The following is a 24548-nucleotide window of genomic DNA, read 5'->3' on the forward strand; positions in this document are numbered from 1 at the left end:
AGCGTCGGCTGCGCGGAGCGCTCCGCGGGGCCGCCATGGGTTGTAGCTTGTCTGCTGGCCCGTCGTGGCTGGTCGCGCAGTTCCCCGCGCCCCTTCGGGGCGCTGCCGAACCGCCCTACGTGTTGAGATACGCGCGCCAGCCCCCGTGCGACGTGATGTCCGCCGCCCCGTCGAGCGCCCCCGGCTCGCACAGGAAGCCGGGCACGTGGCTGCCGTCGGCCAGTTCGATGCTGCCCAGGGCCATCGGGCGGGGGAGCGAGGCAAGCAGGCGGCCCAGGCCTTCCGCCGGGAGGCGCCACACCTCGGCCTCGATGGGGGCGCCGGCTTCGCCGACGTGGACGAGGCCCGGCTTGGGCGGGGTGGTCGCCAGGGCGTGCAGGCGGTAGACGGGGGCGGTGGTGGTCGTACGGTCCAATCGGGCGCCCAGCGCGAGGAGTTGCGGGTTGAGGGGCTGGCCCGACAAATGGGCGCCGACGACCGCGAGCCGGATCTCCGGATGGAGCAGCCCGGCGATCCGCGCCAACCGCTCGTCGGTGAACGCCGGGCCGATCAGCATCACACCGAAGGGCAGGCCGTTCACCTCGCCCGCCGGGACGGCCACCGCCGCCAGGTCGAACAGGTTGGTGGAGTTGGTGAAACGGCCCAGGCGGGCGTTGGCGCCCAGGGGATCGGCGGCGACCTCGGCGAGGGTGGGGTGGCCGGGTGTGGTGGGCAACAACAGGGCGTCCGCGTCGGCGAGTTCGGATTCGGCATGGGCGCGCAGGGCGGCGAGCCGCTCCTGGTCCGCGTAGAGCTGGTGGGCCGGGATGTCGCGGGCGCGGGTGATGATGCCGGTGACGGTGGGGTCGAGTCCGGCGCCGCCTTCGGAGAGCAACTTGTCGATAAAGCTCCCCACGGCGGTGTAGCGCTCGGCCACGAAGGCGCCCTCGTAGAGCATCGCGGCGGCATCCGTGAACGGGGTGAGGTCGATCGTCCGCACCTCCGCACCCGCCTCGGTGACCTGCCGTACGGCCGCCTCGTACGCCTCCGCCCAGCCCGGATCCAGCTCGCCGAGCTGCCGCGGCGAGGCGACCGCGATCCGCCAGGGGCCCGGCGGGCGTTGCGGGAGCTGCTGGGGCACCGTGATCATGTACGACATGGCCTGCTCGGCTTCCGGGAGCGTCCGCGCGAGCACCGTCACGCAGTCCAGCGAGGCACAGGCCGGAACAACCCCCTCCGTCGGGACCAGGCCCCGGGTGGGCTTGAGGCCGACGATGCCGTTGAAGGCGGCCGGCACCCGGCCCGAGCCCGCGGTGTCCGTGCCGAGGGCGAAGTCGACCAGGCCCAGCGCCACGGCGACCGCCGAGCCGGAGCTGGAACCGCCGCTGATCCGCGCCGGGTCGTACGCATGGCGCACGGCGCCGTAGGGGGAGCGGGTGCCCACCAGGCCCGTCGCGAACTGGTCCAGGTTCGTGGTGCCCAGGACCAGCGCACCGGCCGCACGCAGCCCAGCGATCACCGGAGCGTCCGCCTCCGGCCGGTAGGCGTACGACGGACAGCCCGCCGTGGTCGGCAGCCCGGCCACGTCGATGTTGCCCTTGGCCGCCACCAGCCGCCCCGCGAGAGGCAGCCGCTCACCACGGGCCACGCGTGCGTCGAGCGCGGCGGCCTCCGCCTCGACCTCCTCCCGTGGCCGCAGGTCGATCCAGATCTCGGGGCGGTCCACGGCCTCGATACGGGCGTAGGCGGCGCGGACACGGGACACGGCGGTCGACATTGCTTGTGCTCCTCAGTTTGCTGCGGGCGCGAGGACGACCAGGGCCGTCCCAGCCTCCACCTGGTCCCCGGGCCCGACCAGGATCTCGGTCACCACACCGTCGACCGGCGCGTGCACCCTGGACTCCATCTTCATCGCCTCCAGCGCGAGCAGCGGCTGCCCGGCGCTCACCTCGTCTCCCTGCCCGACGTTCAACTGCCATACGGAGGCGGCGAATTCGGCCTCTATGAGACGGCCGCCCGCCGGCACCCGCACCTCGGCCGCCGGTGCCGCGGGCGCCACCACGCTCTCCGCCCGCGTGAACTCGCCCGCCGCCTCCCACGCGTCCCGCTCCGCCGCGAACGCGGCACCCTGCCGGGCCCGGAACTCGGCGACGGACTCGGCGTTCTCGGCGAGGAAGGCCTGGTACTCGGCGAGTGAGAACGTGCCCTCCTCGATACGCGGCACAAAGCGCCCGGACTTGATGTCGGCCCGCAGCTCCAGCAGTTCCTCGGCACCCACCGGATACCACTTGATCCGGTCGAAGAACCGCAGCAGCCACGGCGACCCCGGCTCGAACGCACCGCGCTGCTGCCACGGCGACCACACCTGGGTCGTTCGGCCCACGAACTGATAGCCGCCCGGGCCCTCCATGCCGTAGACGCACAGATACGCGCCGCCGATGCCGACCGAGTTCTCGGCCGTCCAAGTGCGTGCCGGGTTGTATTTCGTCGTCACCAGCCGATGCCGTGGGTCGAGCGGGGTCGCCACAGGGGCGCCCAGATAGACGTCTCCCAGGCCGAGTACGAGGTACTCCGCGTCGAACACCGTGCGGTACACGTCCGCCACCGAGTCGAGCCCGTTGACGCGGCGGATGAACTCGATGTTCCACGGACACCAGGGCGCGTCGTCGCGCACGCCCGCCATATAGCGGGCGATGGCCTCGCGGGTCGCCGGGTCGTCCCAGGAGAGGGGGAGGTGGACGGTGCGGGAGGGGACGACGAGTTCGTCGGAGGGCGGGAGTGAGGAGACCGTCTCCCTTACGGCGGCGAGGAGTTCGTGCTGAGGGAGCCGTCGCGGGTCCGTCCGGATCTGGAGGGAGCGGATGCCCGGTGTGAGGTCCGTGATCCCGTCGAGGGACTCCTCGGCGATCGCTTCCATCAGTGCGTGGACGCGCATGCGGAGGGCGAGGTCCAGCTGCATCGGCCCGAACTCGACGAGCAGGCTGTCGTCGCCGCTCCTGTGGTATGTCACATCGCAGTCGCGCGCCAGCACCCCACCGTCCACGATCTCCGCCCGCCCCACCCCGTCCACATCCACCGGCACAAACCGCACCGTATCGCCCGGCCGCAGCTGCCCCAGCTTCCACCGCTCCGCGCTCAGCACCACGGCCGGGCACACGAACCCGCCGAGCGAAGGCCCGTCCGGGCCCAGCAGCACCGGCATGTCGCCCGTGTAGTCGACGGAGCCGACGGAGTACGGCGTGTCATGGATGTTGGACGGGTGCAGGCCCGCCTCACCGCCGTCCGTACGGGCCCAGCGCGGCTTCGGACCGACCAGCCGCACACCTGTCCGCGCCGAGTTGAAGTGCACCTTCCAGTCGGCCGCGTAGAAGTCCCGGATGTCCTGCTCGGTGAAGAACTCCGGTGCGGCATGGGGGCCTTCGACCGCGCCGACGTGCCATACGGTGCCGAAGGCGGGACGGTCGTCGACCGGTACGGGCGTGCCGTCCGCGACCGTCCCCCCGTGCAGCACATCGCCGGTCCGCAGCTCCCGCCCGCCGTGCCCGCCGAACCGGCCCAGCGTGAAGGTGCTCGCGCTGCCCAGGAACCCGGGCACGTCCAGACCGCCCGCGAACAGCACATACGTCCGCAGCCCGTGCTCCGTGGGCGCCCCGATCTCCAGTACGGCCCCTGCGGGCACCGTCACCGGCTCCCACTGCGCGACCGGCGCCCCGTCGACGGTCACCGGCGCGGGAGCACCCGTCACGCACACCGTCGTCGGCTGCGTGAACCTCAACGCCGGTCCCTGGAGGGTGCATTCGAGCCCGGGCGCGCCCTCGGGGTTGCCCAGCGCCCGGTTGCCCAGCCGGAACGACCGGTCGTCCATCGGGCCGCTCGGCGGCACGCCGACCTGCCAGTAGCCGGAGCGGCCCGGCCAGTCCTGCACCGTGGTGAGCAGCCCGCCGGAGACGACCTCGATACGCGGGGTCGGATCGCTCACCCGCGTGAGGGTGGCCGTCGAGTGCAGGGCCGCACCGAACTCCCGGTCGGCGAGCGCCGCCCGCACCAGCCCCAGGTTGGTCTCGATGCCGTCGACCCGCGTGCTGGCCAGCGCCGCGTCGAGCCGCCGCAGCGCATGCTCCCGGTCCGGGCCGTACGCGACGACCTTCGCGAGCAGCGGGTCGTACGCCGTCGTCACCTCCGTCCCCGTCTCCACCCAGCCGTCCACCCTTACGCCCGGCGGGAACTCGACCCGCGTCAACAGGCCCGCGCTGGGCCGGTGGTCACGGCTCGGATCCTCCGCGTACAGGCGCGCCTCGACGGCGTGACCGTGCGGCGGACCCGGGTCGCGTACGACGTCGGTCTCGCCGCGGGCCAGCCGCAGCATCCAGGCGACCAGGTCGACGCCGTAGATCTCCTCGGTGACCGGGTGCTCTACCTGGAGGCGCGTGTTGACCTCCAGGAAGCAGGCCTCCTCGCGCGCGGCGTCGTAGACGAACTCGACGGTTCCGGCGGAGCGGTAGCCGACGGACGCGCACAAGTCGCTGGCGGATGTGCTGAGTTGGGTGCGCACCTGGTCCGGCAGCCCGGGCGCCGGCGCCTCCTCCAGCACCTTCTGGTTGCGCCGCTGGAGCGAGCAGTCCCGGTCGCCGAAGGTGACGACGTTCCCCGCGCCGTCGCCGAAGACCTGCACCTCGACATGGCGGGCGTTCTCGACGAGGCGTTCGAGGAAGACACCGGCCGAAGAGAAGGATGCGGCGGCGACGCGCTGCACTCGTTCCCAGGCCTCGGTCAGTTCGTCGGCGGATCGACAGGCCGACATGCCGATACCGCCGCCCCCGCCGGTCGCCTTGAGCATGACCGGGTAGCCGATCGCCCGGGCCGCGTCCAGGGCCTCCTCGACCGAGCCCAGCAGCCCCGTGCCCGGCGCCAGCGGCACCCCCGCGGCCCGCGCCGCCGCCCGCGCCGTGTGCTTCGCGCCGAACAGCTCCAGTTGCTCCGGCGTCGGGCCCACGAACACGATCCCGGCGTCCTCGCAGCGCCGCGCGAAGGCCGCGTCCTCGGACAGGAAGCCGTACCCGGGATGGATCGCGCCCGCGCCGGTGTCCTTGGCGGCCTTCAGCACCAGGTCCACATCGAGGTATGACTCCTTCGCGGGCGCAGGACCCAGCCGTACCGCCTGGTCGGCGAGCCGGACGTGCGGTGCCGAGCGGTCCGGGTCGGAGTACACGGCGATGGTGCGCAGACCGAGTTCGCGGGCCGTGCGGATGATCCGTACGGCGATCTCGCCGCGGTTGGCGACCAGCAGCGTCTCGAAGCTCACGTGGGCTCCCCGATCGTCATCTCCACCGCCGTCGGATCGAAGCCGTTGCAAGGGTTGTTGATCTGCGGGCAGTTGGAGACGAGGACCAGCACATCGCGTTCGGCGCGGAGGGTGAGGGAGAGGCCGGGTGCCGAGATGCCGTCGACGATGCCGAGGGTGCCGTCCTTCTCGACCGGTACGTTCATGTACCAGTTGATGTTGGAGACCAGATCCCGCTTGCCCAGCCCGTACTTCGAGCCCTCCGCCAGGAAGTTGTCCACGCACGCGTGCTGCGACCAGGTGTGGTGGCCGTACCGGAGGGTGTTCGACTCCTTGGAGCAGGCGCCGCCGACCGTGTCGTGCCGGCCGACGTCATCGGCGACCACGGTCATCAGGGGTGTGTGCTCGTTGGACATCAGCACACTGCCGGTGGTGAGGAAGAGGTTGCCCTGCGCGTGGATCGTGTCGGGTGCGCTGTAGCGGACCGACGTGTCGTGGGCGTCGTACACCAGGAAGTCGACGGCCTGGTTGCCGTGCAGGTCGGTGATGGTGAGTGTCTCGCCGGAGCGGACGACCGACGACCAGGCGGCGCGTGCGGGAACGACGGTCTTCATGCGAGCCCCCTCGCGGCAAGGAATTCGGCGGTGTTGAGGAAGGCGCGGCGGCCCTCGGGGGAGGCGTCCCACAGCGGGTCGCCGGCCTCGGTCGGTTCGGCGCGCCAGGCGAGGACCTCCAGCGGGGTGCTGACGTAGTCGTCCCGCGGGTCGACCGGGTGGGGCACGTTGGCGATCAGCACCGTGACGTCCTGCTCGGCACGCAGCGTCACACTGCCGCCCGGGCCGACCGAACCGGTGAAGTCCAGGGCGCCGTCCTCGCGCACCTCGACGCCCTGGAAGAACGACAGCGACGGCGGCAGATCGCGCGGTTCGAGGCCGTGCTTCGCGGCGGCCAGCTTGAACAGCTCACGTCCGGCCGGTGAGCCGGACTGCGGGGCGCCGTCGCCGTACCGCTCGGTGTTGCGTACGAGGGTGGATGTGCCGCAGAGCGCGTCGTGCCGTCCGGAGGTGTCGGCGATCAGCGAGGCGAGGACGCGGCCCTGGTCGGAGAGGAGCAGCAGGCCCTCGCCGAGGTAGGCGTTCCACTGGACCTTGACCGTGTCGGCGACGTTCAGCCGCTCCCACGGCCGGTCGGCGACATACAGCAGCAGATGCGCGCAGGCGTCGCCGCGCAGGTCGGTCAGCCGCAGCTCGGTGCCGCGGGCCAGCACCCGGTGCGTGTAGTTGCCGCCCGCCACCGTCTCCGCCCACACCAGCCGGATCGCCTCGGGGGGCGGCTCGGGCCAGTCCGTGGCCGGGACGACAGGCATGGCCTCGGTGCGCGTGCCCTCCTGGGCGCGCGCATGCGCACGGGCTCCGTACGTGGTCGCTGTTGCCTTCCCTGGTGTCATCGCGGACCTCCGGCTCCGGTGTCTTTGATTTCTGTCGCGCGACAGAAATTAGGCACGGGGCGCGTCACCGGCATTGCCCGGGTGCTTCCGCCCAGTTACCGATTCCTCACAGAGATCGCGACCTGCGTCAATATGCGAGGATCGACGGATGGGCACGAGCAGGGGACGACGCGTCGGCAGACCGCGGGCCGAGCGGCGGCCCGACAGCGGGCTCGAACCGCGTGACGAACTCCTCGCCGCAGCCGCCGAGTTGTTCACCACGCGCGGCTACGCGGCCACCACGACCCGGGCCGTCGCCGAGCGCGCGGGCATGCGGCAGGCGTCCATGTACCACTACGTCTCCGGCAAGGAAGAACTGCTCGCCGCGCTCCTGGAGTCCACGGTCACCCCGTCGCTGACTTACGCGCGGGAACTGCTCGCCGACGACACCACCCCGGCCGAGGACCGGCTCTGGGAGCTGTGCCGCGCCGACGTGGAGCTGCTCTGCGGCGGCCCGCACAATCTCGGCGGCCTGTATCTGCTGCCGGAGGTGCGGGCCGAGCGGTTCGCGGGGTTCCACGCCGTTCGAGCCGAACTCAAGGACGCCTACCGGCAGTTGCTCGCCGCCACGGCCGTCGGCGGCCAACTCGCCAAGAGCGAGCTCGAATTGCGGACGGATCTGCTGTTCGGTCTGATCGAAGGCGTCATCCTGGTCCACCGCTCCGAACCGGAGCGTCCTGTCTCGGTGTTCGCCGAGGCCACGGCGGACGCGGCGCTGCGGATCGCCGGGATCTGAGCGCCGCCCACGGAAGCCGATCTTCACCCGTCACGGTGAGTGTTCTTCGTACGGCCGTACGCTGTGACGCACCGTGTGCGAATGATCTCTGAGCGTGTAAATGGGGCCGAGGTTACTCCTGTCCCACGCCCCATTTCAGGTGCTTGCTGAATATGACACAGCGATGATCCGGTCGGACTAAGCTCGCCCGCAGCGCACCGAGTTGGCACATATTCGTGCGCTTGTTCCCAAACATGCAGAAGATCCCGACAACTCCAAGACGTACCCCCTGCAAGCTCCCCCGACACCCCGCCGATTCGTTTCAGAGGGCCTACATGGTGAGCGTTCACACTCCTTCCGCCTCTCCACCTCGTCGACGTGAACTGCCGTACACGCGCCTGCTGTTGCTGCCCGCCATAGCGATGGCCGCGGCGACCGGAGCCGCCGTCGCCCTGGTGACCGGACCGGCCCGGCTGGCCATCGGCCTGTGCGGCGCCGTCGCCACCCTGCTGGTGATCGGAACGGCAGCCGAAGCAGTGCGCCGCGGCCGTACCCTGCGGGACGTGCGCGCGGAGCACGCCCGTCACTGCGCGTATCTGGAACAGCGCCTCGCCTCCCACGACGACGAGGTGCGCCGCCTCGCGAAGGAGATCGTGCCCGCCGCCATCTATCGGCTGCGTTGCGGCAACGCCGTCTTCGAAGTGATGCGCGACCTCGGCAAGATCGACCCCTCCTACCGCGAACTCCCTGAATCACAGCGGCTGTTGATCAAGTCGATGCTCGAAGTCGTCGACTACGAGGAATCCCTGCGCGACTCCGCCCAGCGCTCCTTCGTCGACATCGCCCGCCGCGTCCAGGCCATCGTCCACCAGCAGAACAAGGAACTGCGGGAGATGGAGGAGGACCACGGCCGCAACCCCGAGGTCTTCGACGACCTGCTGCGCATCGACCACGGCACCGCGCTGATCGGCCGGCTCGCCGACTCCATCTCCGTCCTCGGCGGTGGCCGCCCCGGCCGCCAGTGGCCCGAGCCCGTGCCGCTGTACAGCGTGCTGCGCGGCGCCATGTCCCGCATCCTGGAGTACCGGCGCATCTCGCTGGACTCCATCGCCAAGGTCAACATCCGCGGCATCTCCATCGAGCCGGTCATCCACGCGGCGGCCGAACTCCTCGACAACGCCACCCGCTATTCGCCGCCCCAGACCAAGGTGCACGTGAACGCCGTCGAGGTGCAGACCGGCGTCGCCATCGAGATCGAGGACGCCGGCGTCAGCCTCAGCGAGGAGTCCCGCGCCCGGGTCGAAGGCATGCTGGAACGCGCCAAGACCGCCAGCGACCTCCAGGACCTCAGCGAGAGCCCACGCCTCGGCTTCGCCGTCGTCGGCCGGCTCTGCTCGCGGTACGACATGCAGGTCTCGCTGCGTACCTCGGCCTACGGCGGGGTCCGCGCCGTCATGGTCGTACCGCGCGAGATGATCACCGACGAGATCGCCACCGCCTATGCGCACGGCATCGGCGCGGCCGGCGCGCCCAAGCCCGAACTCGGCGCGATCGAAGGGCCCAAGCGCAAGGAGAAGCGGCGCCGCCCCACCAGCCCCAAGATCCCCGCGTCGGTCTCCATGGAGGACGACGTCCCCGTGGTCACCGAGTGGACCGCCCAGGGCCTGCCGCAGCGCCGCCGCCGGGTCCAGATCCCGCTCAGCCAGCGCCTCGCCGAGCAGGCCGCCTTCGAGCGCGCCGAGGCCGCCGCCCGGGAAGCCGGACAGCCCTCCGTCTGGTCCAGGGAGCCCGAGCCCGAACCGGAAGAGCCGGAAGAGAAGGAAGAGCCCGCACCCGGGCAGTGGGTGGAGGCGTTCTGGAACGGCCTCAAGCGCGACCAGGACCCCACCGCACCCACCCAGCCGACCAACGAGCCGGCCCATGCCCCGGCCGACGACGAGGGGGACCTCAAGTGATCCAATCGCGCGCCAACTTCGACTGGATGCTCAAGGATCTCGCCGACGGAGTACCGGGCATCGAGATGATCGTGGTGCTCTCCGCCGACGGCCTGCGCATCGCCCGCCACGGCGGTGACCCGGACGCGGCCGACCGGGTCGCCGCGGCCTGCGCGGGCCTGCAGAGCCTGGCGGGTGCGGTCGCCCAGGAGATCCCGGACAGCGACGGCAAGATGAAGATGGTCCTCATCGAGATCAACGGCGGCTACTTCTATCTGATGGCCGCCGGCCCCAACGCCTATCTCGCGGTGCTGTCCGACACGTTCGCCGAGCCCGGGCTGATGAGCAACCGCATGAGCGACCTGGTCATCCGCATCGGCGCCCATCTCACCAGTCCGCCCAGGCGCAACGGGCAGACCGTATGACTCCTCCGCAACGCCGGCGGCGATTCCCCAAAGCGGCAGCACCACCCCCACCCCTGCCCCCGATCCCCAAGGACAGCGAGGGGAAAGGGCCCAAGAAGATCGAGCGGCTGTATGTGATCTCCGGCGAGGACGGTGCCCGCGCCGACCTCGACCTGGTCACGTTAATCGTGGCGTGCGCCGACCCGCCGCTCTCCGCCACGCCCGAGCAGACGGCGCTGCTCCGGCTGTGTACCGCCCCGCTGTCCGTGGCCGAGCTCTCGGCCTACCTCAGCCTGCCGTACAGCGTGATGACGGTGCTGCTCACCGAGATGCTGGCGGCCGACCTGGTGCAGGCGCGCGCCCCGATCGCGCGGCAGTCGATCGCCGACCGGAACCTCCTCGAAGCGGTGATGCATGGACTTCAAAAGCTCTGACACGATCCCGGGCCCACGCACCGAGGACCATCTGCCGCACACGGCCCAGGCCGCGGTGAAGATCGTGATCGTCGGCGGCTTCGGCGTCGGCAAGACGACCATGGTCGGTTCCGTCAGCGAGATCCGACCGCTGACCACCGAAGAGACCATGACGCAGGCAGGTATCGGAGTCGACGACAACTACGGCTCCGACACCAAGACGGCCACCACCGTGGCCATGGACTTCGGCCGTATCAGCATCACCGACCAGTTGGTGCTGTACCTCTTCGGCACCCCCGGCCAGGAACGCTTCTGGTTCCTCTGGAACGGCCTGTTCGAAGGCGCACTGGGCGCCGTCGTGCTCATCGACACCCGTCGGCTCGAGGTCAGCTTCGACGTCATAGGGCGTCTCGAGGAGCGCGGCGTGCCCTTCGTCGTCGCCGTCAACTCCTTCCCCGACGCGCCCCGTTACCCCATCGAGGATCTGCGTGCCGCGCTCGACCTGCCCGAGGAGATCCCCATCGTGGAGTGCGACGCACGCCGCCGGGCCTCCAGCCGGGACACCCTCATGACCCTGATGCGCTTCCTGCACTCGCTCGCGATGACGGGCGCGCTCACCTGACCTCCGTATGCGCCACTCCCCAACACATCGGAACCCTTTTCGGAGCGACCCCTGTGACGCCTGAATCCCACTCCCGGACCGGTACGCACGACCCGATCACCGGCCCGCCCCCGGGCTGCCCCGCCCACGGCACCGGCCCCGGGGGACTGCACCGGCTCTACGGTCCCGAGGCGGCGGACCTGAGTGATCTCTACGAGCAACTGCGCGACGAGCACGGCACGGTGGCACCCGTGCTGCTCCATGACGACGTACCGATGTGGATCGTCCTCGGGCACACCGAGAACCTGCACATGGTGCGTACGCCCTCGCAGTTCTGCCGGGACAGCCGCATCTGGACTCCGCTCGTGGAGGGCATGGTCAAGCCCGACCACCCGCTGATGCCGCACATCGCCTGGCAGCCCATCTGCGCCCACGCCGAGGGCGACGAGCACCAGCGGCTGCGCAGCGCGGTCACCGGCGCCATGTCGACCATCGACCACCGCGGCATCCGCCGGCAGATCAACCGCTACACCCAGCGCCTCGTCAACGAGTTCTGCGAGAAGGGCAAGGCCGACCTGGTCAGCCAGTTCGCCGAGCACCTGCCGATGGCCGTGATGTGCGAAGTCCTCGGCATGGCCGAGGAGTACGACGACACGATGGTGCAGGCCGCCCGGGACGCGCTCAAGGGCACCGAGACCGCGATCGCCAGCCACGCCTACGTGATGGACGCGCTGAGCCGGCTCACCATCGCCCGCCGTGCCCAGCCGCAGGAGGACTTCGCCAGCCACCTCATCACCCACCCGGCCCGGCTGACCGACGACGAGGTCCGCGAACACCTGCGGCTCGTGCTCTTCGCCGCCTACGAGGCCACGGTCAACCTGCTGTCCAACGCGCTGCGCATGGTCATCACCGACCCGCGCTTCCTCGCCCAGCTCAACGGCGGCCAGATGACCGTGCCGGAGGCGGTCGAGCAGTCCCTGTGGGACGAGCCGCCGTTCAGCACCGTCTTCGCCTACTTCGCCAAGAACGACACGGAGTTGGGCGGCAAGCGCATCCGCAAGGGCGACGGACTGCTCTTCGCCCCCGCCACGGGCAACGTCGACCCGCGCGTACGCCCCGACCTGTCCGCCAACATGCAGGGCAACCGCTCCCACCTCGCCTTCGGCGGCGGCCCGCACGAGTGCCCCGGCCAGGACCTCGGCCGCGCCATCGCCGACGTCGGCGTCGACGCGCTGCTGATGCGGCTGCCGGACGTCCAACTCGACTGCGAGGAGGACGAGTTGCAGTGGACGGAGTCGATCGCCTCCCGCCACCTCGTGGAACTCCCGGTCCGCTTCGCGCCGAAGCCGCAACAGGACGTGATGCAGAAGCCGAGCCACGCGCCCATTCCGCAGCAGCGGGACACGTGGCAGATCGGCACGACTGCGCCCGCGCCCGTACCGGCACCGGCACCCGTCACCCCGCCCCCCGCCGCCGAACCCCAGCCGACGCCCCCGCTCCCCGCCGAACCGGCCCACCGCCCAAGCGCCTGGCGCCGCTTCTTGCGCTGGTGGCGCGGCAACTGATCGGACGGCGTTCGGGTTCCTCGGGCTGCGTGCGGTGCTGCGGGCCGGTGGGGGCTGGTCGCGCAGTTCCCCGCGCCCCTATCGGGGCGCTGCACCGGCCCGCATCAAGCGGAGCGCCACGTGTCGTACGACGCCCATGCCTCCAGCGCCCGCCCGCTGCGAAACGCATGCTCGACCCCCGTGACCGGATCGGTGAACTCCAGTGCCTGTGCGAGGAGTTGGAGCGGGCGCCGGAAGTCACCGGCCGGCACGGGGGCGGTCACCTCCGGGTAGAGCGGATCGCCGAGGATCGGGACGCCGAGCGCGCTCATGTGGACCCGCAGCTGATGGGTCTGCCCGGTGCTGGGCGTGAGCCGGTACCGCCCCAGCCCGTCCGCACGCCGGTCGAGCAGCTCGACGCGGCTGACGGCGTTCACCTCGCCCTCGACCTCCCGGGCGGCCGGCACCCCGCGCTCCTTGAGGATCCGGCTGCGTACGGTCCGGGGAAGGGTGAGCCCGGCATCGTACGGCGCTACGGCCTCGTACTCCTTGTGCACCCGCCTGTCGCGGAACAGTGTCTGATACGCCCCGCGTTCCCCGGGCCGCACGGTGAACAGGACGAGCCCCGCGGTGAGCCGGTCGAGCCGGTGTGCGGCGCCCAGCGTCTCGATGCCCAGCTCCCGCCGCAGCCGGGCGAGCGCGGTCTCGGTGACATGGCTGCCGCGCGGCGTGGTGGCCAGGAAGTGCGGCTTGTCGACGACGACGATGTGCTCGTCCCGGTACACGACCTCCAGCGGGAACGGCACCCGTACCTCGTCCGGCAGCTCCCGGTGGAACCACACGAACATCCCCGGCACATAGGGCGCGTCCGGCGCCACGGCCCGCCCGTCCGCCCCCACGAACAGCCCGTCGCCGAACATCCCGTCGACGACCCCGGCCCCCGCCCCCGACAGCCGCTCCACCAGATGCTCCCGCACCGTGCCCCACGGCCCCTCAAGGGGCAACCGCACCCGCACCGCATCCACCCCGTCGCGCTGCGGCAACGGGGAGGACGGGATCCGGGTCTTACGTCTCACCCGGTCAAGCGTACGAGACCTCGGTCGCCGTCCGGCTCTTGTAGATCCGGTAGGCCGCACCGACCACGAGGGTCACACCGAGGAACAGCACGGTGAACCACTGGAAGTACCAGTGTGCTCGGATGTGGTGCGACCTGGGCGGACGTTCTCGCACCCCACCTGAGCTGCGAAAACCACTGTCAGTACTTGCCACTGTTTCGCATCGTTAGTTGCTGTCTGGTGCCCTGGTTGTGCCCTGCGAGGGCACTCACTGCCCTGCCGAGCCGTACCGCCAGTCGCTGCCAGTACCCCGGTACTCCGACACCGGGATCGGCTCGACGCCATCCTGCATCCTCGAGCGGTACAGCACGCCGTGGAGGTGGTCGACCTCGTGCGCGACGAGCCGGGCGAGTCCCCGCTCGAAGATGGTGATGCGCTGCTGGCCGTCGATGTCCGTGTGTTCCACGCTGATGGCCAGCGGGCGGGGCACCTTGCCGCGCACGTCGAAGAAGCTCAGGCACCCCTCGTACTGCTCGTCGGTGTCCGGGGATTCCTCGACGATCCGGGGGTTGAGGAGCGTGATGGACTCTCCGTCGGGTGACCGGACGATGGCGACGGCCCGGTCGATGCCGATCTGCGGGGCGGCCATGCCCATGCCCTTGCCGAAGACGTGCACGGTGGCGGCGCGTTCGCAGGCGGAGACCAGCTCGGCGACGACTCGGCGGGCGTCCTCGGCCTCGTCGGGCAGGGTGAACAGGCGGGCCGTCTTGTTCAGGATCGGGTCGCCTTCCTGTACGACGCCGATGGCGCGCATCCTGTCGCTGGCGGTCTGCGCGGTCTCCATTGCGTGCGGGTTCTCCTCGTGGTCCGGTCGGGCGCGGAACTTCCATTCGAGCCGGTAGCGGGCGTGCAGGGGCGGATCCTCAGTGCTCCACGCATAGACGCTCCGCCCGTTCTCTTGCGTCTGGCGTATTGCGGTGCGGAACGGCAGCGCAGCAGCGGTCATCGTGGTTTCGGTGCCCCACACCTGCGGGTCGAGTTCGGCGGGGAAGTCGAGGCGGACGCTGAGGAGGCGGGTGGGAAGGCGCACGGCGCGTTGGAACCAGGTTCCCCACTTCGTGTCCGCCACGGTGTAGCTGTACTCGAGCCATGCCGACTCGCCGGGGTAGAGCGGGTAGCGGCCGTGGTCGTTCTCGAAGAGGAGCCACAGCTCTTTGAAGGCGTCGCGGTCGTGCTGGACGCGCCAGGTGAGGGGCTCGCCGTTGACGCTGGCGCTGAGGCCGATCTCATCCCAGGTGAGCGGGTTCGCCCGGTAGTGCTGGTTCGACCGCTCGGGGTTGCCCGGGTAGCGGTCGACGGAGATACGGATCAGGTAGCGGGCAACCGGGTCGGGGCTGTCGTTGTAGAGCCGGCGCCGCTGGGTGGCCCGGTAGGCGCGGCCGTCGTAGTGCAGGGACGTGTCCTCATGCTCGACGATCAGGCTCGCCGCGTGCGCATCCCCTGAGCCGTTCTCCGGGGCCGCCGGGTGCGCGGCGGGGGTGCGGCCCTCAAGGTCGCTGTACGCCCGCGTGATCGCGCCTCCCGCCCGCAACTCGCGGTCTGCGGCAGATGCGAAAGAGGCGGAAGGTCGCTGCTGTCCACCCTCGACCTTCGAAATGTACGAGGGGGTGTAGCCGACACGCTTGGCGAGAGCGGATTGGGAGAAGCCCCGGACGTCCCTCCATCGCTTCAGCTCCGCGATGAACGCCTCGTCCGGCTGCTGGCTGGCCATTGCCGCCTCTCCCCTGTGCATGTGAGTGATCTATGAGTGAGCGCCGCTCAGGCTGCCGTCACATGGTGTTCCCGCGCTTCCCTCGGAGGTGATCACAACGCCCGACGCAAGGGGAACGCGATGCGTGCTTGCCGATCAGTCGCTATTCGGCTTGGCTCCGGCCGGCTCGGACCACGGGCCAGCAGGTGGACGCTCGGGGAGCTTGGCGCCCGGGCGCCTCATGTACCAGCGCATGAACTCCCGCAGCACTTTCGCCCTAGGGCTGCGCCCTTGCGGCTGGAGGGAGCGGGCGGCGTCCCCGAAGGGGAACCACTCGTCGTCAGGGGCTCGGAATCTGCGGGGGACGTCGTACTTGTCGTCGTCGGGGGTCTCGGGCGTCATGCCCCGAGGGTACTGAATTGTAGCCACGACCGACAAGAAGCGGTGTCCGCAATTCGTTGCTACAAGATTCTTTGGCAAGCGGCTTGCTTTGTAGCAACAAGCGGGTCTAGCTTTGTAGCAACGAAGACGGCCCCTCCCCGGTGCTACCGCCAAGTCTCACCGGTTCGGGGCCTGACGGATCCCTGCCATTACAGGAGAACCGCTATGGGACATCTTCCCATCAGCACGTCCAACCTCTACCCGCTGCCCGAGCCGAGGCCGGGTCACCGCTTCGTTCCGGTGAAGGTCGGCGCCACCAACGACACGTCGGTGATCGTCCTGATCGAGGACCCGACGTGGTGCAGCGAGGACCACGTCGACGAGCTCGTCCGGGACCTGTCGGACATCATGCACCGCGGCGCCGTGGCCAGCGTGCACGTTCCGACCTTCGGCTACGGGGCCTACCCGGTGCAGATGCACTCCTGGGTCGAGGCCGACCCCGTCGCCAAGGAGCCGGAGTTCCGGGCCGCTCACGTCACCATCCAGGACGCGGGCGGGAACGACTACTGCCACCTCACCCCGGCCATGGCGGAGAAGCTGGCGGACGACGCGATCGGCTTCGCCTCGGAGCTGCGGCACCAGGCCCGCACGGCACGTCTCGCGAACAAGCAGACGTCCGAGTCGGACCCGGACATGGACGAGTCGCTGCGCCGGGTCCAGGGCGGTGCCCTCTGATGCCGCGCCGTAACGGCAATGTGAGCCAGACCCGCGACCACCACCGGATGTCCCTGGCGGGTGTGGACGGTCTGCCGCTCCGGATCCCCGGGCGCCGCATCCGCGTCAAGGCTCGCCGCAAGGGGTGGGCTGCGTGAGCGAGCGCGAAGCGCTGGCCCTGATCCGGCGTCTCCTCGCGGAGGCGCTGGACCAGCAGGCCGCATCCCATGTCCTGGTCCGCGACCTGGCCGGCCAGAACGGCGCCCTCAAAGCGTCCATCCGGGCCGCGCTGGTCGTCATCGACACAGCGGGGGGCGACCAGTGAGCGGGGACCTGCCCGTGTACGGGCCGACGGAGGCACTCGGCGACGAGGAGCACACGCCCGAAGTCATCGTGCGGGTCGACTTCCTGCTGTCCCGTGAGCAGATCACGACGGCGCTCGGGATCGCCTGGGCGGAGATCGCCGGAGACCGTGCCCCCGAGTCGCTCACCATCCTGGAGACGCGGCACGAGGTCGAGGCCTACCTGTCCGTGCAGGCCTTCCACGCCCTCGACGTACAGATGGAGCGCGACCGCCAGCGCGTCTTCCCGCCCGAGCAGCAGCGCGCCATGCAGGTACTCGCCGAGGCAGTCGAGCGCGCCTACCCGGCCCGCCGGGTACCGGACGCGCCCGCAAGGCAGGCGCCCCGCTACGGCGAGGGCACGGTGACGATCGAGACCGACGACCACGGCACGATCACCATCGACGAGCCGGACTGGTGCCTCGGTCACGACGACGAGCCGATCGGCTACCGCGCCGACGTCACCCACCATGGGCGGCCGACCGTCGCCGAGCTGGAGACGGACCGCGGCACGGTCGAGTTCCTGCCGGCCCGCATCAGTTGGGCGCCGTTCTCGGAGTTGCAGCCGGAGCCGTACCCGGTGGCGGACGTCGAGGAGTTCCCGCCGATGAGCCCCGCGCAGCTGCGGGAGCTGGCCGCGGAGCTCGGCATGCACGTCGGCCGCCTGTACCGCCTGAGCAATCACCTGGACCGGTTGCGGAGGTACGGCTCATGACCATCGACCACGCGGCCCCCAACCTGCCGGATGAGATCGACGTGGACGCCGAGGACTTCGGCGACAACCTACAGGTCATCGTCGACGGCTACCGCGCCGCCGACTACGCGGCCCGCTTCGAGGGCCTCGACTCCGACGTCCTGTTCGAGCTGGAGTACGGCACCGCCGAGTCTGGCAGCGGCCAGTCCGACCCGGACGCCCCGCAGGAGTTCGTCGAGCAGCTGCTCGTCGTCCTCGCGGACTGGCGGCAGGCATTGCTGGCCGGCTCGCGGGCGGACGCCGACGACTACCGGCGCTGCCTGGACGCGGTCCGCGAGGCGTGGCTGCAGCACAGCTTTCGCTGGGTCGGCGGCCCCGACCTCCCGTACCCGTTCGACCTTCCCCGCACGGAGGCCGCGCGATGAATGCTGTCACCCGGCAGAGCATCACCGCACAGTTCGAGGCCCTCCACGGCCAGCACTTCAACGAGCTGGCCGCCTGGCTCAGGAGGCGCCTGCCCGTGACGCTGGTCAGCCAGAACGAGGATTTCGCGCAGGAGGCGTTCATCGGCCTGTGGGAGCACCTGCGCAAGGGGCGCTCGGTAGACAAGCCGTTCGGGCTGCTGATGACGATGGCGCAGCGGAAGGTCTGGACCCACCAGGCGCTGTTCACGCAGCAGCATTCGTTCGCCACAGACCTGAACGACCCGGCGTCCGTCGCCCTCGACGGCCTCAACGAGCACCGTTACGCGGCCGGCGACCCCATGCTGGCGATGATTGCCGAAGAGCTGGAGACAGCCCTTGAGCGCATGGAGGAGGCGTCCGAGCGCTGGCGGCGCCTGCACACCAAGGTCGCGTCGATGAAGCCGCGCGGGGCCGCCACCTCCGACCCAGTACGGGCGGCCCGCAACGAGGCCCGCAAGACCGAGGCCAAGTTGCAGCGTGATGAGGCCTTGGTGGAACTGCAGGAAGCCTGCCGGGTGGTAGGCCAGATCCGCGGTGAGCTGGAGCGCGTCGGGGGCGGCAGCTGGCGGTCGTGCAGTGGCTGGCCACCAGCCCGCTACTCGGGTGGTGTCCGCGTCGAAGGGGTCGCCTCCGACCCGACGTCGAAGAGCTGTTCCAAGGGTCATCCCCTGGACGACTTGGACCGCGTGAGCTTCCTTGCGGACGGCACCAGGGTGTGCCGGGACTGCCGGAACCTCGGGCAGCGGCAGAAGGCGGGGGCAGCATCGTGAGCGCCCGTCGCGAACTGCTCACCGCGGAGCAGAAGACGTTCCTGCACTGCGCCATCAAGAACCGTGACGGGTCGCGCTGCTTCTATTGCCGCCGCAACTTCCGGGGCCGGCCGTTGCGCCGCAAGACCCTCGACCACTTCGTCCCGCACCGGATTTGGCCCGGCTGGGACATCGACAACCTGGTGCTCGCCTGCGAGCGCTGCAACCTCGCCAAGGCTGACAGCCTGCCGTGGCCGTTCGTGTGGCTGCTGCTCGCCGTCTTCCGGCAGTCCGAATGGGAGCTGACCGCATGAGCGTCACCCGTGTGCGGCGTCCGACGGAGGATGCCGCGGTCGGTGCGGCCTGCCGGCGGCCCCGCAGTTTCTCTCTTCCGTCGGTCCTCGCCGACATGACGACAGCGAACCGGCTCAACGACCGCGAGGGGCTGCTGCTCCTCGCCTGCCGGGCCGTCCGCGCAACCCACTTGGAGGTGGGGAAATGAGCAGCATCACCGCAGGTCGCATCTCAAATGCCCCCTGGGTCGGGCAGTGCCCGTCGTGGTGCGTCATCGACCACAGCAGCGACATCCCGGTGGACGTGTTCCACCGGTCCGCCTTCGCCGTACTGGCCCCGAACGCGGACCGGTCCGGCTGGGAGGGCCCGTGGGAGCTGCACGCGCACATCGTCGTCCCCGAGATCGAGCAGGGCGACGACCCGGGCCTGCTCGTCATCGACACGCAGGCCGGCGTCGCCGGGCCGTCCGTCGAGCTGGACGTGACCCAGGTCGACGAGTTCATCCGCCAGCACAAGGTGTTCCTGGCCCGCGTCGAGCAGATGCGCGACCAGCTCGCCGAGGCAGTGAAGGAGCAGCAGTCATGACCGTGCCCCTCGAGCACCTAACCGACGTGCCGGCGGTGCGCGGCACGACCGAGCAGCACACCATCGTCGACCCCTACGACGAGCCGCACACCGTGGTCGGCCTCCGGGTCGTCGTCTCCCGCGACCACCTCGCGGCGGCCGTCGACATGGGCGTGCACAAGTACTACAGCCCCGGCGAGCGGCACCCGGACGACCTGACGGTCGCGGAGGTCCGCTACTTCGCCGAGTGCTACCTGCTTTCGGAGAACATGCTCGACCTTCAACGGGGCGCGGAGGCGATGGCTCAGATGGCTGAGCCGGACTTCTACGACCGGGCCACGCACGAGCTCGTGATGGCCATGTACCGGGCCGTCGACCGGGCGTACCCGAGGCTCGGCGGCGCGGGCCTGAAGTAGCACGTCGAATCCCAAAAGGTGCCCCTCTCCGGAGGGGCACCTGAGGGGCTCGAACCGCAGGTGGAATCCCAACAACCCTGCAGGCCACATCGCAAGTGCTCGCCCCTCTGCGGGACCGTGTTCGCGCAGCGTGCACACCAAATGCCCCCACCTCTCCGCGAGGGTGCATCGACCGCAGGTCGCGATCCAAACACCCCGCTCTGCGCGAGGGGTTCGCGAGGGGTCTCGGCGCACGTGGAATCCCAAATGACCCCGGCCGTTTCGAGGCGTGTCCGTGCAGCGTGCGATCCAAGTCAACGGGCCTCCGCGGCGCAGGTTCTCGCAGGGTCTTCCACAGCTACCCCGCCCGCTGCGCGCGCCATCCGCGCGGCGTCTTCCACAAACGTTGCCGGGCGCCAGAAGCTTTCCGGGCGGGCGCCATGACGGCGCTCGGAACCGGCCCTGCGGGCGCGTCCGGTGAGCACAGGACGGCCTCCGTTCCGGCAGGTCGTTACCGATCTATCCCCGGTCTCCGGTACCGCTTCTGGTTCCGTCTCCAGTACCGGTACTGGTTCCGCCCGCGGTACCGCTTCTGGTTCCGGGCGGTACCGGCTGGAGTCCTTTACCCCCAAGGGTCTGGCGCTCAGGTTGGCGCTCTCGGGGCGCTCATCTTGGCGCCAGATGTGAGCGCCAGGAACGCGCTCAGTTGGCGCCAACTCGGGGCGCTCTGGGAGCGCCAACTGTCGGCCGTTCTGGCGCTCACTGTGAGCGCCAGTTGGCGACAGGAGTGAGCGCCTCAACCCGCTTCCCGTAAGGGCGGGAACCGTGTCCGACTCCTACCGGACACGGCGCCCGCGGCCCGTGCTCGCCTCTCACCGTGCACGGGCCACACGTCGAGCCCCCCGGCCCGCGCCCGCACTCCACCGTGCCCGGTGCGGGGGCTTTTTCGCGGCGCCGCGAAGATGGCTCAACGGATGGCTCAACGGCTCGGCTCAAGCCGTTCACTCGTGAGCCCTTGACTTCTATGCGCCCGCTCGCGCACGCGCGCACGTGCGCGCGTAGAGCCGTCATCGTTCACCTGCCGGCCGCGGGTGAACGAGTGAACGATCGGTGTCGTTCGACGGTTTCCAGAGGGTGTCCGGCTCCAGGGCGAAGAACAGGACGAACGCGTCAGTCGCCCCAACGTCATGCACGGTGCGCTCGTAGAGGTACTCGAACGTGCTCTCGCGCGTGTGGTCCGGCAACGGTGCGAGCGTCCCGGTCGCGGTGGCCATACGGTCGGTGCCGCCCTGATCGGTCCACTTGATGGTGATCATCCAATGCCATCGAGGGCGGGTGATTCGGTACGTCTTCGAAGAGCGCGGCACACCTTCATGCTTCCCTGCGCACCACATCCCAAGATCACCCTATGGGTGGGTTAGGCGGGGCACCCCGGCGCCCGCCGGGTGTCACACCGGGGTCACGGGCCTGACCTGGGGTGTCACACCTCCGCCTCGCCTCCGAGCCGCTGACCTGCGTGACCCCGGTAGTCACGCAGGTCAAGGCAGGGCCGTGGCTACTGGACAGGCATCGGACACCAACTGGACAACCGCAGGTCGGCACTGGACGGAACACCGGACGTGACTGGACAGTTGAGCGCCTCCGGATGATCGTTTGTCCGGTCTCTGTCCGGTTGAAATGCCCCGATTCCTAGGTCTGCCGGAGGTCTACCAAACCGCAGGTCGAGGTCTACCGGTAGGTCTCCGGAGGTCTGCCATTCGGCGCCAGGAGTGTGATCGTTTGGCGGACCTTGGTAGACCTCCGACAGACCCCATACTGGCACAAACTAGGTGGACGGCCGGTAGGGCATGTCCCGGTTTGACCCCGGACAGAGGGTAGGGCAGGGGGTGGACGCTGCCCGGACAGCGTCCTACCTCGAAGATCGTTTGTCCGGGGTGCTGTCCGGGGCGAACCAGGATCTTCCGGGCGGCTGTCCAGGTGGCTGTCCACCCACTTTGCCCCGTCTCGTCCCCCGACTGATGGGTGGATTCCATCCGGCTTTTATCCACCCTCGAAGGTCAACTATCCACCCCGCAAGACGGGGCAAACAGGGCGCTATCCACCCCTGATCAGTCCTGATCAGGCCCGCAAAACGCAGGTCGCGTCTGCTCAGACGCCTGATCAGGCCCTGCTCAGAGCAGCCGTTGAGCAGGCGCTGAGCAGCAAACTGAGCAGCTACGACCTGCACCTTCACATTCTGAGCAGCGCCTGAGCAGCAAGCGGCTGCTCAATCGCTGACACCTATCTGACCTGCACTGACGCCAAAAATGCCCGATTGGCAGCAGGTGAGGTGTCAGAAGGTGTCAGTTGATCTTTGACACCCCTCCCCGCCTTAGGTAATGCGTGTGCGCGGGGGCTGCTGACACCCCGCTGACACCAGCGGCAAAACGGGCATGCCGGGCGCTGCTGGTGTCAGCGCAGATCAGCGCGAGTGTCAGCCCTCCGGGCGGCGCGGAATGCGGCCCGGCCGTGCGCGAGTGGACTGGTAGTAGCGGGCGAGATCCTCCCGGCTGACCACGATCACGCCGCCCTTCCTCTCCTGGCTGTAGCCGAGCCGGCCAGCCGTCAGCCTTCGACGCACGGTCCAGACACTGCAGTGCAGGAGCCACGCGACCTCGCGCAGGCTGAAGAACGGGGAATTGAGGTCAGCTGGCCGGGCGGGGGTATTGCTGCGCGCCCTCATCGCCGACGCCGTGAAAGCCGCGGCTCTGGCAGTCGCATCTCCGGCAGCGGTGGCGGGTTCACCGCTGCCTGGTACTGGCCTTCGAGGTAGGCGTCGAGGTCGGCGATCTTGTATGCGACGTATCCGCCGACCTTGAAGCTGTGCATTCCGACGGCCTTGTCCTTGCCGGTTAGGCGCCACTTGCGGAGCGTGTTGGGCGCGAACCCGAGGTGGGCGGCGGCCTGCTCGATCCAGAGGCAGCCCTTCGGGGGAGCGAACTTGGTCACCCCTACCTCCTGCCGATAGCCAGCGGCGGCGCGGTGAACGGCTTGACCGTGTAGCGCTCGACGAGCGCGGCGATCTGGACGCCGGTGAGGTAGTTGTCGCGGCCGTTGAAGACGTACTCGATCTCGCGGCGGGCGATCAGTTCCGCGATCTTGCGGCCGGAGAAGGGGGTCCACGGCGCGGCCTCGTAGGCGGTGTAGTGGAAGAGCTGGCCCTCGGCGGACGTCGGGGCGGGAAGGTTTTCGCGGATCTTGGGCTGTCTCGCCATAGGTGATGGCTGTCCAACTGGCCGCCCGATCAAGATCACTCATTGGTGGGGTTAGAGCGCGCGCGCAGCGGTCGAACCTTTTCGTCAGGGTCGCTGAGTGCAGGCGCAGGGCAAAGCCGTCCCCAGTAAGTAGGTGCAGGGGCAGCCCGTCGGCGTGGACATGATGTGGACAGCATTGGACTTCTGAAGTAGCTTTGAAGTCATGACCACCATGCCCGCTGAAGCCAACTTCTCGGAGTTGATCCAGAAGCCCAAAGACACCGTCGCCCGCATGCAGGGCAGCACCCGCAGGGCGATCCGCCTGCACCGCCGGGACGACGAAGACCTCTACCTGACCACCGCAGCGCAGGCAGACGAGGCTGTACAGGTCGTTGACTCAACGACCCGGCTCTTCGTCGCCATGATGAAGAGCGACCCGCAGGCCGTAAAGATCCTCACTCACGTCTTCCCGGACGCGTTCCCCTGGGTTCGCTTCCTGCCCGACGAGGCCGTCCGTGAGTTCCTCGTCGAGTTCGTCGAGACCGCGCGCGCAGCTGTCGACCTGGACAATGTGAGTCTTCTTGCCCCGGTCATCGCCGCATGGAAGTCCACCGCGCTCATTCACGCCGACCGCGACCTGCACCGTGAGCTCACCACCCCGGCCAGCGAGGATCTCGGCCCGGTCGAACCGCCGGAGGTTCCCAGCGAGTGAGCCCGAAGAAGGGTGACCCGGTAGCGCCACCGCCGGGCAAAGACGAATACGAGGTCCGCTACGGGGAGACGGCGGCCGTCGAAGGATGGCGGGAGATCGGCAACAAGGCGCCTGGCAACGCCAGCAAGGCATGGGCACAGATGCGCACCGACCCCTGCCCCAAGAACCAGACAGAGCGCCATCACCAGCTCAAGTTCGACCTCGCCTACCGCGACTTCAAAGGCGACCGGCTCCCGCAGTGGCAGATCGAAGTCACGGGCGGGGGCCGGCTCTGGTTCCTCGTCAACGAGCAGAAGCGGATCGTATGGCTGGTGAAAGCCTCCGTCGGGCACCCCAAGGAAACCGAGTAGCGCAGCGAGACGCCCCGCCCACTTCGAATCTGCGGCCCGTCGCTATGGCGGTCGTCGTCACGGATGGCCGCCTCCTGCTGATCCGCCGTAGCGCACCTGAGGGCGACCTCGTCTGGGCGCTGCCCGGAGGCACCGTCGAGGCCAGCGAGAGTCCCGAGCAGGCAGCGGTGCGGGAAATGCGGGAAGAGACAGGCCTCGAGGTCGAGGCGCTCCAACTGCTGGGCGAGCGCATCCACCCCGACACGGGCCGGCACATCGCCTACATCGCCTGCCGCCCCATCGCGGGAGTCGCACACGCCGCCTCCCCGCGGGAGGTCTCAGCCGTCGCCTGGGTGCCACCCGGCGACCTCGGCAGCTACGTGCCGCGCGGCCTGTACCCGCCCGTACAGGCCTACCTCGACAGCTGCCTCTGATTACAGGACCATCACTCACCCTCCACGCGCCTCCACGACCACGCATGATGCTGCCTGCATCAGCACCACTTGGGGGGATCCA

The 24548-nt window shown here is 69.6% G+C and carries 31 protein-coding genes; 19 read left to right on the top strand and 12 right to left on the bottom strand.

The features are described from left to right. Positions 1–115: 115 nt before the first annotated feature. Genes atzF through ACTWQO_RS16695 form a run of 4 tightly spaced genes read right to left on the bottom strand, consistent with a single transcriptional unit; the run spans position 116 to position 6707 of the window. On the bottom strand, positions 116–1756 hold the full coding sequence (gene atzF / locus ACTWQO_RS16680) for an allophanate hydrolase (RefSeq protein WP_443238097.1): 1641 nt from the start codon (positions 1754–1756) through the stop codon (positions 116–118). 12 nt (positions 1757–1768) lie between these two features. Further along, a complete protein-coding gene (locus tag ACTWQO_RS16685) occupies positions 1769–5281 on the bottom strand; it encodes a 5-oxoprolinase/urea amidolyase family protein (RefSeq protein ID WP_443238098.1) in 3513 nt (1170 codons plus the stop codon). After that, positions 5278–5874 (bottom strand): urea amidolyase associated protein UAAP2, encoded by a 597-nt coding sequence (locus tag ACTWQO_RS16690; protein WP_443238099.1) that lies wholly within the window; start codon positions 5872–5874, stop codon positions 5278–5280. Before ACTWQO_RS16690 ends, ACTWQO_RS16685 begins: the two co-directional genes overlap by 4 nt. Beyond that, positions 5871–6707, bottom strand: a complete 837-nt coding sequence (locus tag ACTWQO_RS16695) for an urea amidolyase associated protein UAAP1 (RefSeq protein ID WP_443238100.1) — start codon at positions 6705–6707, stop codon at positions 5871–5873. Before ACTWQO_RS16695 ends, ACTWQO_RS16690 begins: the two co-directional genes overlap by 4 nt. A 148-nt stretch (positions 6708–6855) precedes the next feature. Here ACTWQO_RS16695 and ACTWQO_RS16700 point away from each other — a divergent pair, with 148 nt between their 5' ends. From ACTWQO_RS16700 to ACTWQO_RS16725, 6 genes are all read left to right on the top strand, one after another. Further along, a complete protein-coding gene (locus ACTWQO_RS16700) occupies positions 6856–7482 on the top strand; it encodes a TetR/AcrR family transcriptional regulator (protein ID WP_443238101.1) in 627 nt (208 codons plus the stop codon). Positions 7483–7796: 314 nt separating this feature from the next. Further along, entirely contained in the window at positions 7797–9416 is a 1620-nt protein-coding gene (locus tag ACTWQO_RS16705) for an ATP-binding protein (RefSeq protein WP_443238102.1), read from the top strand. Next, entirely contained in the window at positions 9413–9820 is a 408-nt protein-coding gene (locus ACTWQO_RS16710; RefSeq protein WP_328367779.1) for a roadblock/LC7 domain-containing protein, read from the top strand. Before ACTWQO_RS16705 ends, ACTWQO_RS16710 begins: the two co-directional genes overlap by 4 nt. Next, complete coding sequence (locus ACTWQO_RS16715) at positions 9817–10233, top strand: DUF742 domain-containing protein (protein WP_443238103.1); 417 nt, start codon at positions 9817–9819, stop codon at positions 10231–10233. Before ACTWQO_RS16710 ends, ACTWQO_RS16715 begins: the two co-directional genes overlap by 4 nt. Continuing rightward, entirely contained in the window at positions 10214–10834 is a 621-nt protein-coding gene (locus ACTWQO_RS16720; protein WP_443238104.1) for a GTP-binding protein, read from the top strand. Before ACTWQO_RS16715 ends, ACTWQO_RS16720 begins: the two co-directional genes overlap by 20 nt. A gap of 53 nt (positions 10835–10887) precedes the next feature. Next, complete coding sequence (locus ACTWQO_RS16725; protein WP_443238105.1) at positions 10888–12378, top strand: cytochrome P450; 1491 nt, start codon at positions 10888–10890, stop codon at positions 12376–12378. 104 nt (positions 12379–12482) lie between these two features. On the opposite strand, the gene ACTWQO_RS16730 is transcribed toward ACTWQO_RS16725, so the two are convergent. From ACTWQO_RS16730 to ACTWQO_RS16745, 4 genes are all read right to left on the bottom strand, one after another. Next, positions 12483–13433 (bottom strand): RluA family pseudouridine synthase, encoded by a 951-nt coding sequence (locus ACTWQO_RS16730; protein ID WP_443238106.1) that lies wholly within the window; start codon positions 13431–13433, stop codon positions 12483–12485. Between the two features lie 4 nt (positions 13434–13437). Beyond that, on the bottom strand, positions 13438–13587 hold the full coding sequence (locus ACTWQO_RS16735; RefSeq protein WP_443238107.1) for a hypothetical protein: 150 nt from the start codon (positions 13585–13587) through the stop codon (positions 13438–13440). 93 nt (positions 13588–13680) lie between these two features. After that, the gene (locus ACTWQO_RS16740; protein ID WP_443238108.1) at positions 13681–15183 is read right to left on the bottom strand and encodes a peptide deformylase; all 1503 of its coding nucleotides are present in this window, start codon (positions 15181–15183) and stop codon (positions 13681–13683) included. A 135-nt stretch (positions 15184–15318) separates the two neighbouring features. Further along, positions 15319–15564 (bottom strand): hypothetical protein, encoded by a 246-nt coding sequence (locus ACTWQO_RS16745; RefSeq protein WP_443238109.1) that lies wholly within the window; start codon positions 15562–15564, stop codon positions 15319–15321. Positions 15565–15768: 204 nt separating this feature from the next. Between ACTWQO_RS16745 and ACTWQO_RS16750 the strand changes: the two genes are divergently transcribed. From ACTWQO_RS16750 to ACTWQO_RS16795, 10 genes are read left to right on the top strand one after another with little or no spacing between them, the layout of a single operon-like run. Beyond that, positions 15769–16278, top strand: coding sequence for a DUF6907 domain-containing protein (locus tag ACTWQO_RS16750; RefSeq protein ID WP_443238110.1), 510 nt, complete (start codon positions 15769–15771; stop codon positions 16276–16278). After that, positions 16278–16415, top strand: a complete 138-nt coding sequence (locus ACTWQO_RS16755) for a hypothetical protein (RefSeq protein WP_443238111.1) — start codon at positions 16278–16280, stop codon at positions 16413–16415. Before ACTWQO_RS16750 ends, ACTWQO_RS16755 begins: the two co-directional genes overlap by 1 nt. Then, positions 16412–16582 carry a hypothetical protein gene (locus ACTWQO_RS16760; RefSeq protein ID WP_443238112.1) on the top strand — a complete coding sequence of 57 codons (171 nt, stop codon included), beginning with the start codon at positions 16412–16414 and terminating at the stop codon, positions 16580–16582. The genes ACTWQO_RS16755 and ACTWQO_RS16760 overlap by 4 nt, the downstream gene beginning before the upstream one ends. Next, on the top strand, positions 16579–17313 hold the full coding sequence (locus ACTWQO_RS16765) for a DUF6907 domain-containing protein (protein ID WP_443238113.1): 735 nt from the start codon (positions 16579–16581) through the stop codon (positions 17311–17313). The genes ACTWQO_RS16760 and ACTWQO_RS16765 overlap by 4 nt, the downstream gene beginning before the upstream one ends. Beyond that, complete coding sequence (locus tag ACTWQO_RS16770) at positions 17310–17717, top strand: hypothetical protein (RefSeq protein WP_443238114.1); 408 nt, start codon at positions 17310–17312, stop codon at positions 17715–17717. The genes ACTWQO_RS16765 and ACTWQO_RS16770 overlap by 4 nt, the downstream gene beginning before the upstream one ends. Beyond that, the gene (locus tag ACTWQO_RS16775) at positions 17714–18526 is read left to right on the top strand and encodes an RNA polymerase sigma factor (RefSeq protein ID WP_443238115.1); all 813 of its coding nucleotides are present in this window, start codon (positions 17714–17716) and stop codon (positions 18524–18526) included. Before ACTWQO_RS16770 ends, ACTWQO_RS16775 begins: the two co-directional genes overlap by 4 nt. Beyond that, positions 18523–18819 (top strand): HNH endonuclease, encoded by a 297-nt coding sequence (locus ACTWQO_RS16780; protein ID WP_443238116.1) that lies wholly within the window; start codon positions 18523–18525, stop codon positions 18817–18819. The genes ACTWQO_RS16775 and ACTWQO_RS16780 overlap by 4 nt, the downstream gene beginning before the upstream one ends. Continuing rightward, the gene (locus ACTWQO_RS16785; RefSeq protein WP_443238117.1) at positions 18816–19007 is read left to right on the top strand and encodes a hypothetical protein; all 192 of its coding nucleotides are present in this window, start codon (positions 18816–18818) and stop codon (positions 19005–19007) included. The genes ACTWQO_RS16780 and ACTWQO_RS16785 overlap by 4 nt, the downstream gene beginning before the upstream one ends. Next, the gene (locus tag ACTWQO_RS16790) at positions 19004–19384 is read left to right on the top strand and encodes a DUF6907 domain-containing protein (protein ID WP_443238118.1); all 381 of its coding nucleotides are present in this window, start codon (positions 19004–19006) and stop codon (positions 19382–19384) included. Before ACTWQO_RS16785 ends, ACTWQO_RS16790 begins: the two co-directional genes overlap by 4 nt. Next, entirely contained in the window at positions 19381–19779 is a 399-nt protein-coding gene (locus tag ACTWQO_RS16795) for a hypothetical protein (RefSeq protein WP_443238119.1), read from the top strand. The genes ACTWQO_RS16790 and ACTWQO_RS16795 overlap by 4 nt, the downstream gene beginning before the upstream one ends. 1046 nt (positions 19780–20825) lie before the next feature. On the opposite strand, the gene ACTWQO_RS16800 is transcribed toward ACTWQO_RS16795, so the two are convergent. From ACTWQO_RS16800 to ACTWQO_RS16815, 4 genes are all read right to left on the bottom strand, one after another. Further along, on the bottom strand, positions 20826–21074 hold the full coding sequence (locus tag ACTWQO_RS16800; protein ID WP_443238120.1) for a hypothetical protein: 249 nt from the start codon (positions 21072–21074) through the stop codon (positions 20826–20828). Between the two features lie 1157 nt (positions 21075–22231). Next, positions 22232–22378 (bottom strand): hypothetical protein, encoded by a 147-nt coding sequence (locus tag ACTWQO_RS16805; protein WP_443238121.1) that lies wholly within the window; start codon positions 22376–22378, stop codon positions 22232–22234. 98 nt (positions 22379–22476) lie between these two features. Further along, positions 22477–22746, bottom strand: coding sequence for a helix-turn-helix domain-containing protein (locus ACTWQO_RS16810; protein WP_443238122.1), 270 nt, complete (start codon positions 22744–22746; stop codon positions 22477–22479). A 2-nt stretch (positions 22747–22748) separates the two neighbouring features. Then, on the bottom strand, positions 22749–23012 hold the full coding sequence (locus tag ACTWQO_RS16815) for a hypothetical protein (RefSeq protein ID WP_443238123.1): 264 nt from the start codon (positions 23010–23012) through the stop codon (positions 22749–22751). 202 nt (positions 23013–23214) lie between these two features. Between ACTWQO_RS16815 and ACTWQO_RS16820 the strand changes: the two genes are divergently transcribed. The 3 genes from ACTWQO_RS16820 to ACTWQO_RS16830 are packed head-to-tail and all read left to right on the top strand — an operon-like array spanning position 23215 to position 24466. Beyond that, complete coding sequence (locus ACTWQO_RS16820; RefSeq protein WP_443238124.1) at positions 23215–23703, top strand: hypothetical protein; 489 nt, start codon at positions 23215–23217, stop codon at positions 23701–23703. Continuing rightward, positions 23700–24053: a hypothetical protein gene (locus ACTWQO_RS16825; protein ID WP_443238125.1), complete on the top strand. Its 354-nt coding sequence runs from the start codon at positions 23700–23702 to the stop codon at positions 24051–24053. The genes ACTWQO_RS16820 and ACTWQO_RS16825 overlap by 4 nt, the downstream gene beginning before the upstream one ends. Positions 24054–24097: 44 nt before the next feature. Then, positions 24098–24466 (top strand): NUDIX hydrolase, encoded by a 369-nt coding sequence (locus tag ACTWQO_RS16830; RefSeq protein ID WP_443238126.1) that lies wholly within the window; start codon positions 24098–24100, stop codon positions 24464–24466. Positions 24467–24548: the final 82 nt, after the last annotated feature.

Source organism: Streptomyces sp. 4N124 (assembly GCF_052245395.1).
Taxonomy (GTDB): Bacteria; Actinomycetota; Actinomycetes; order Streptomycetales; family Streptomycetaceae; genus Streptomyces.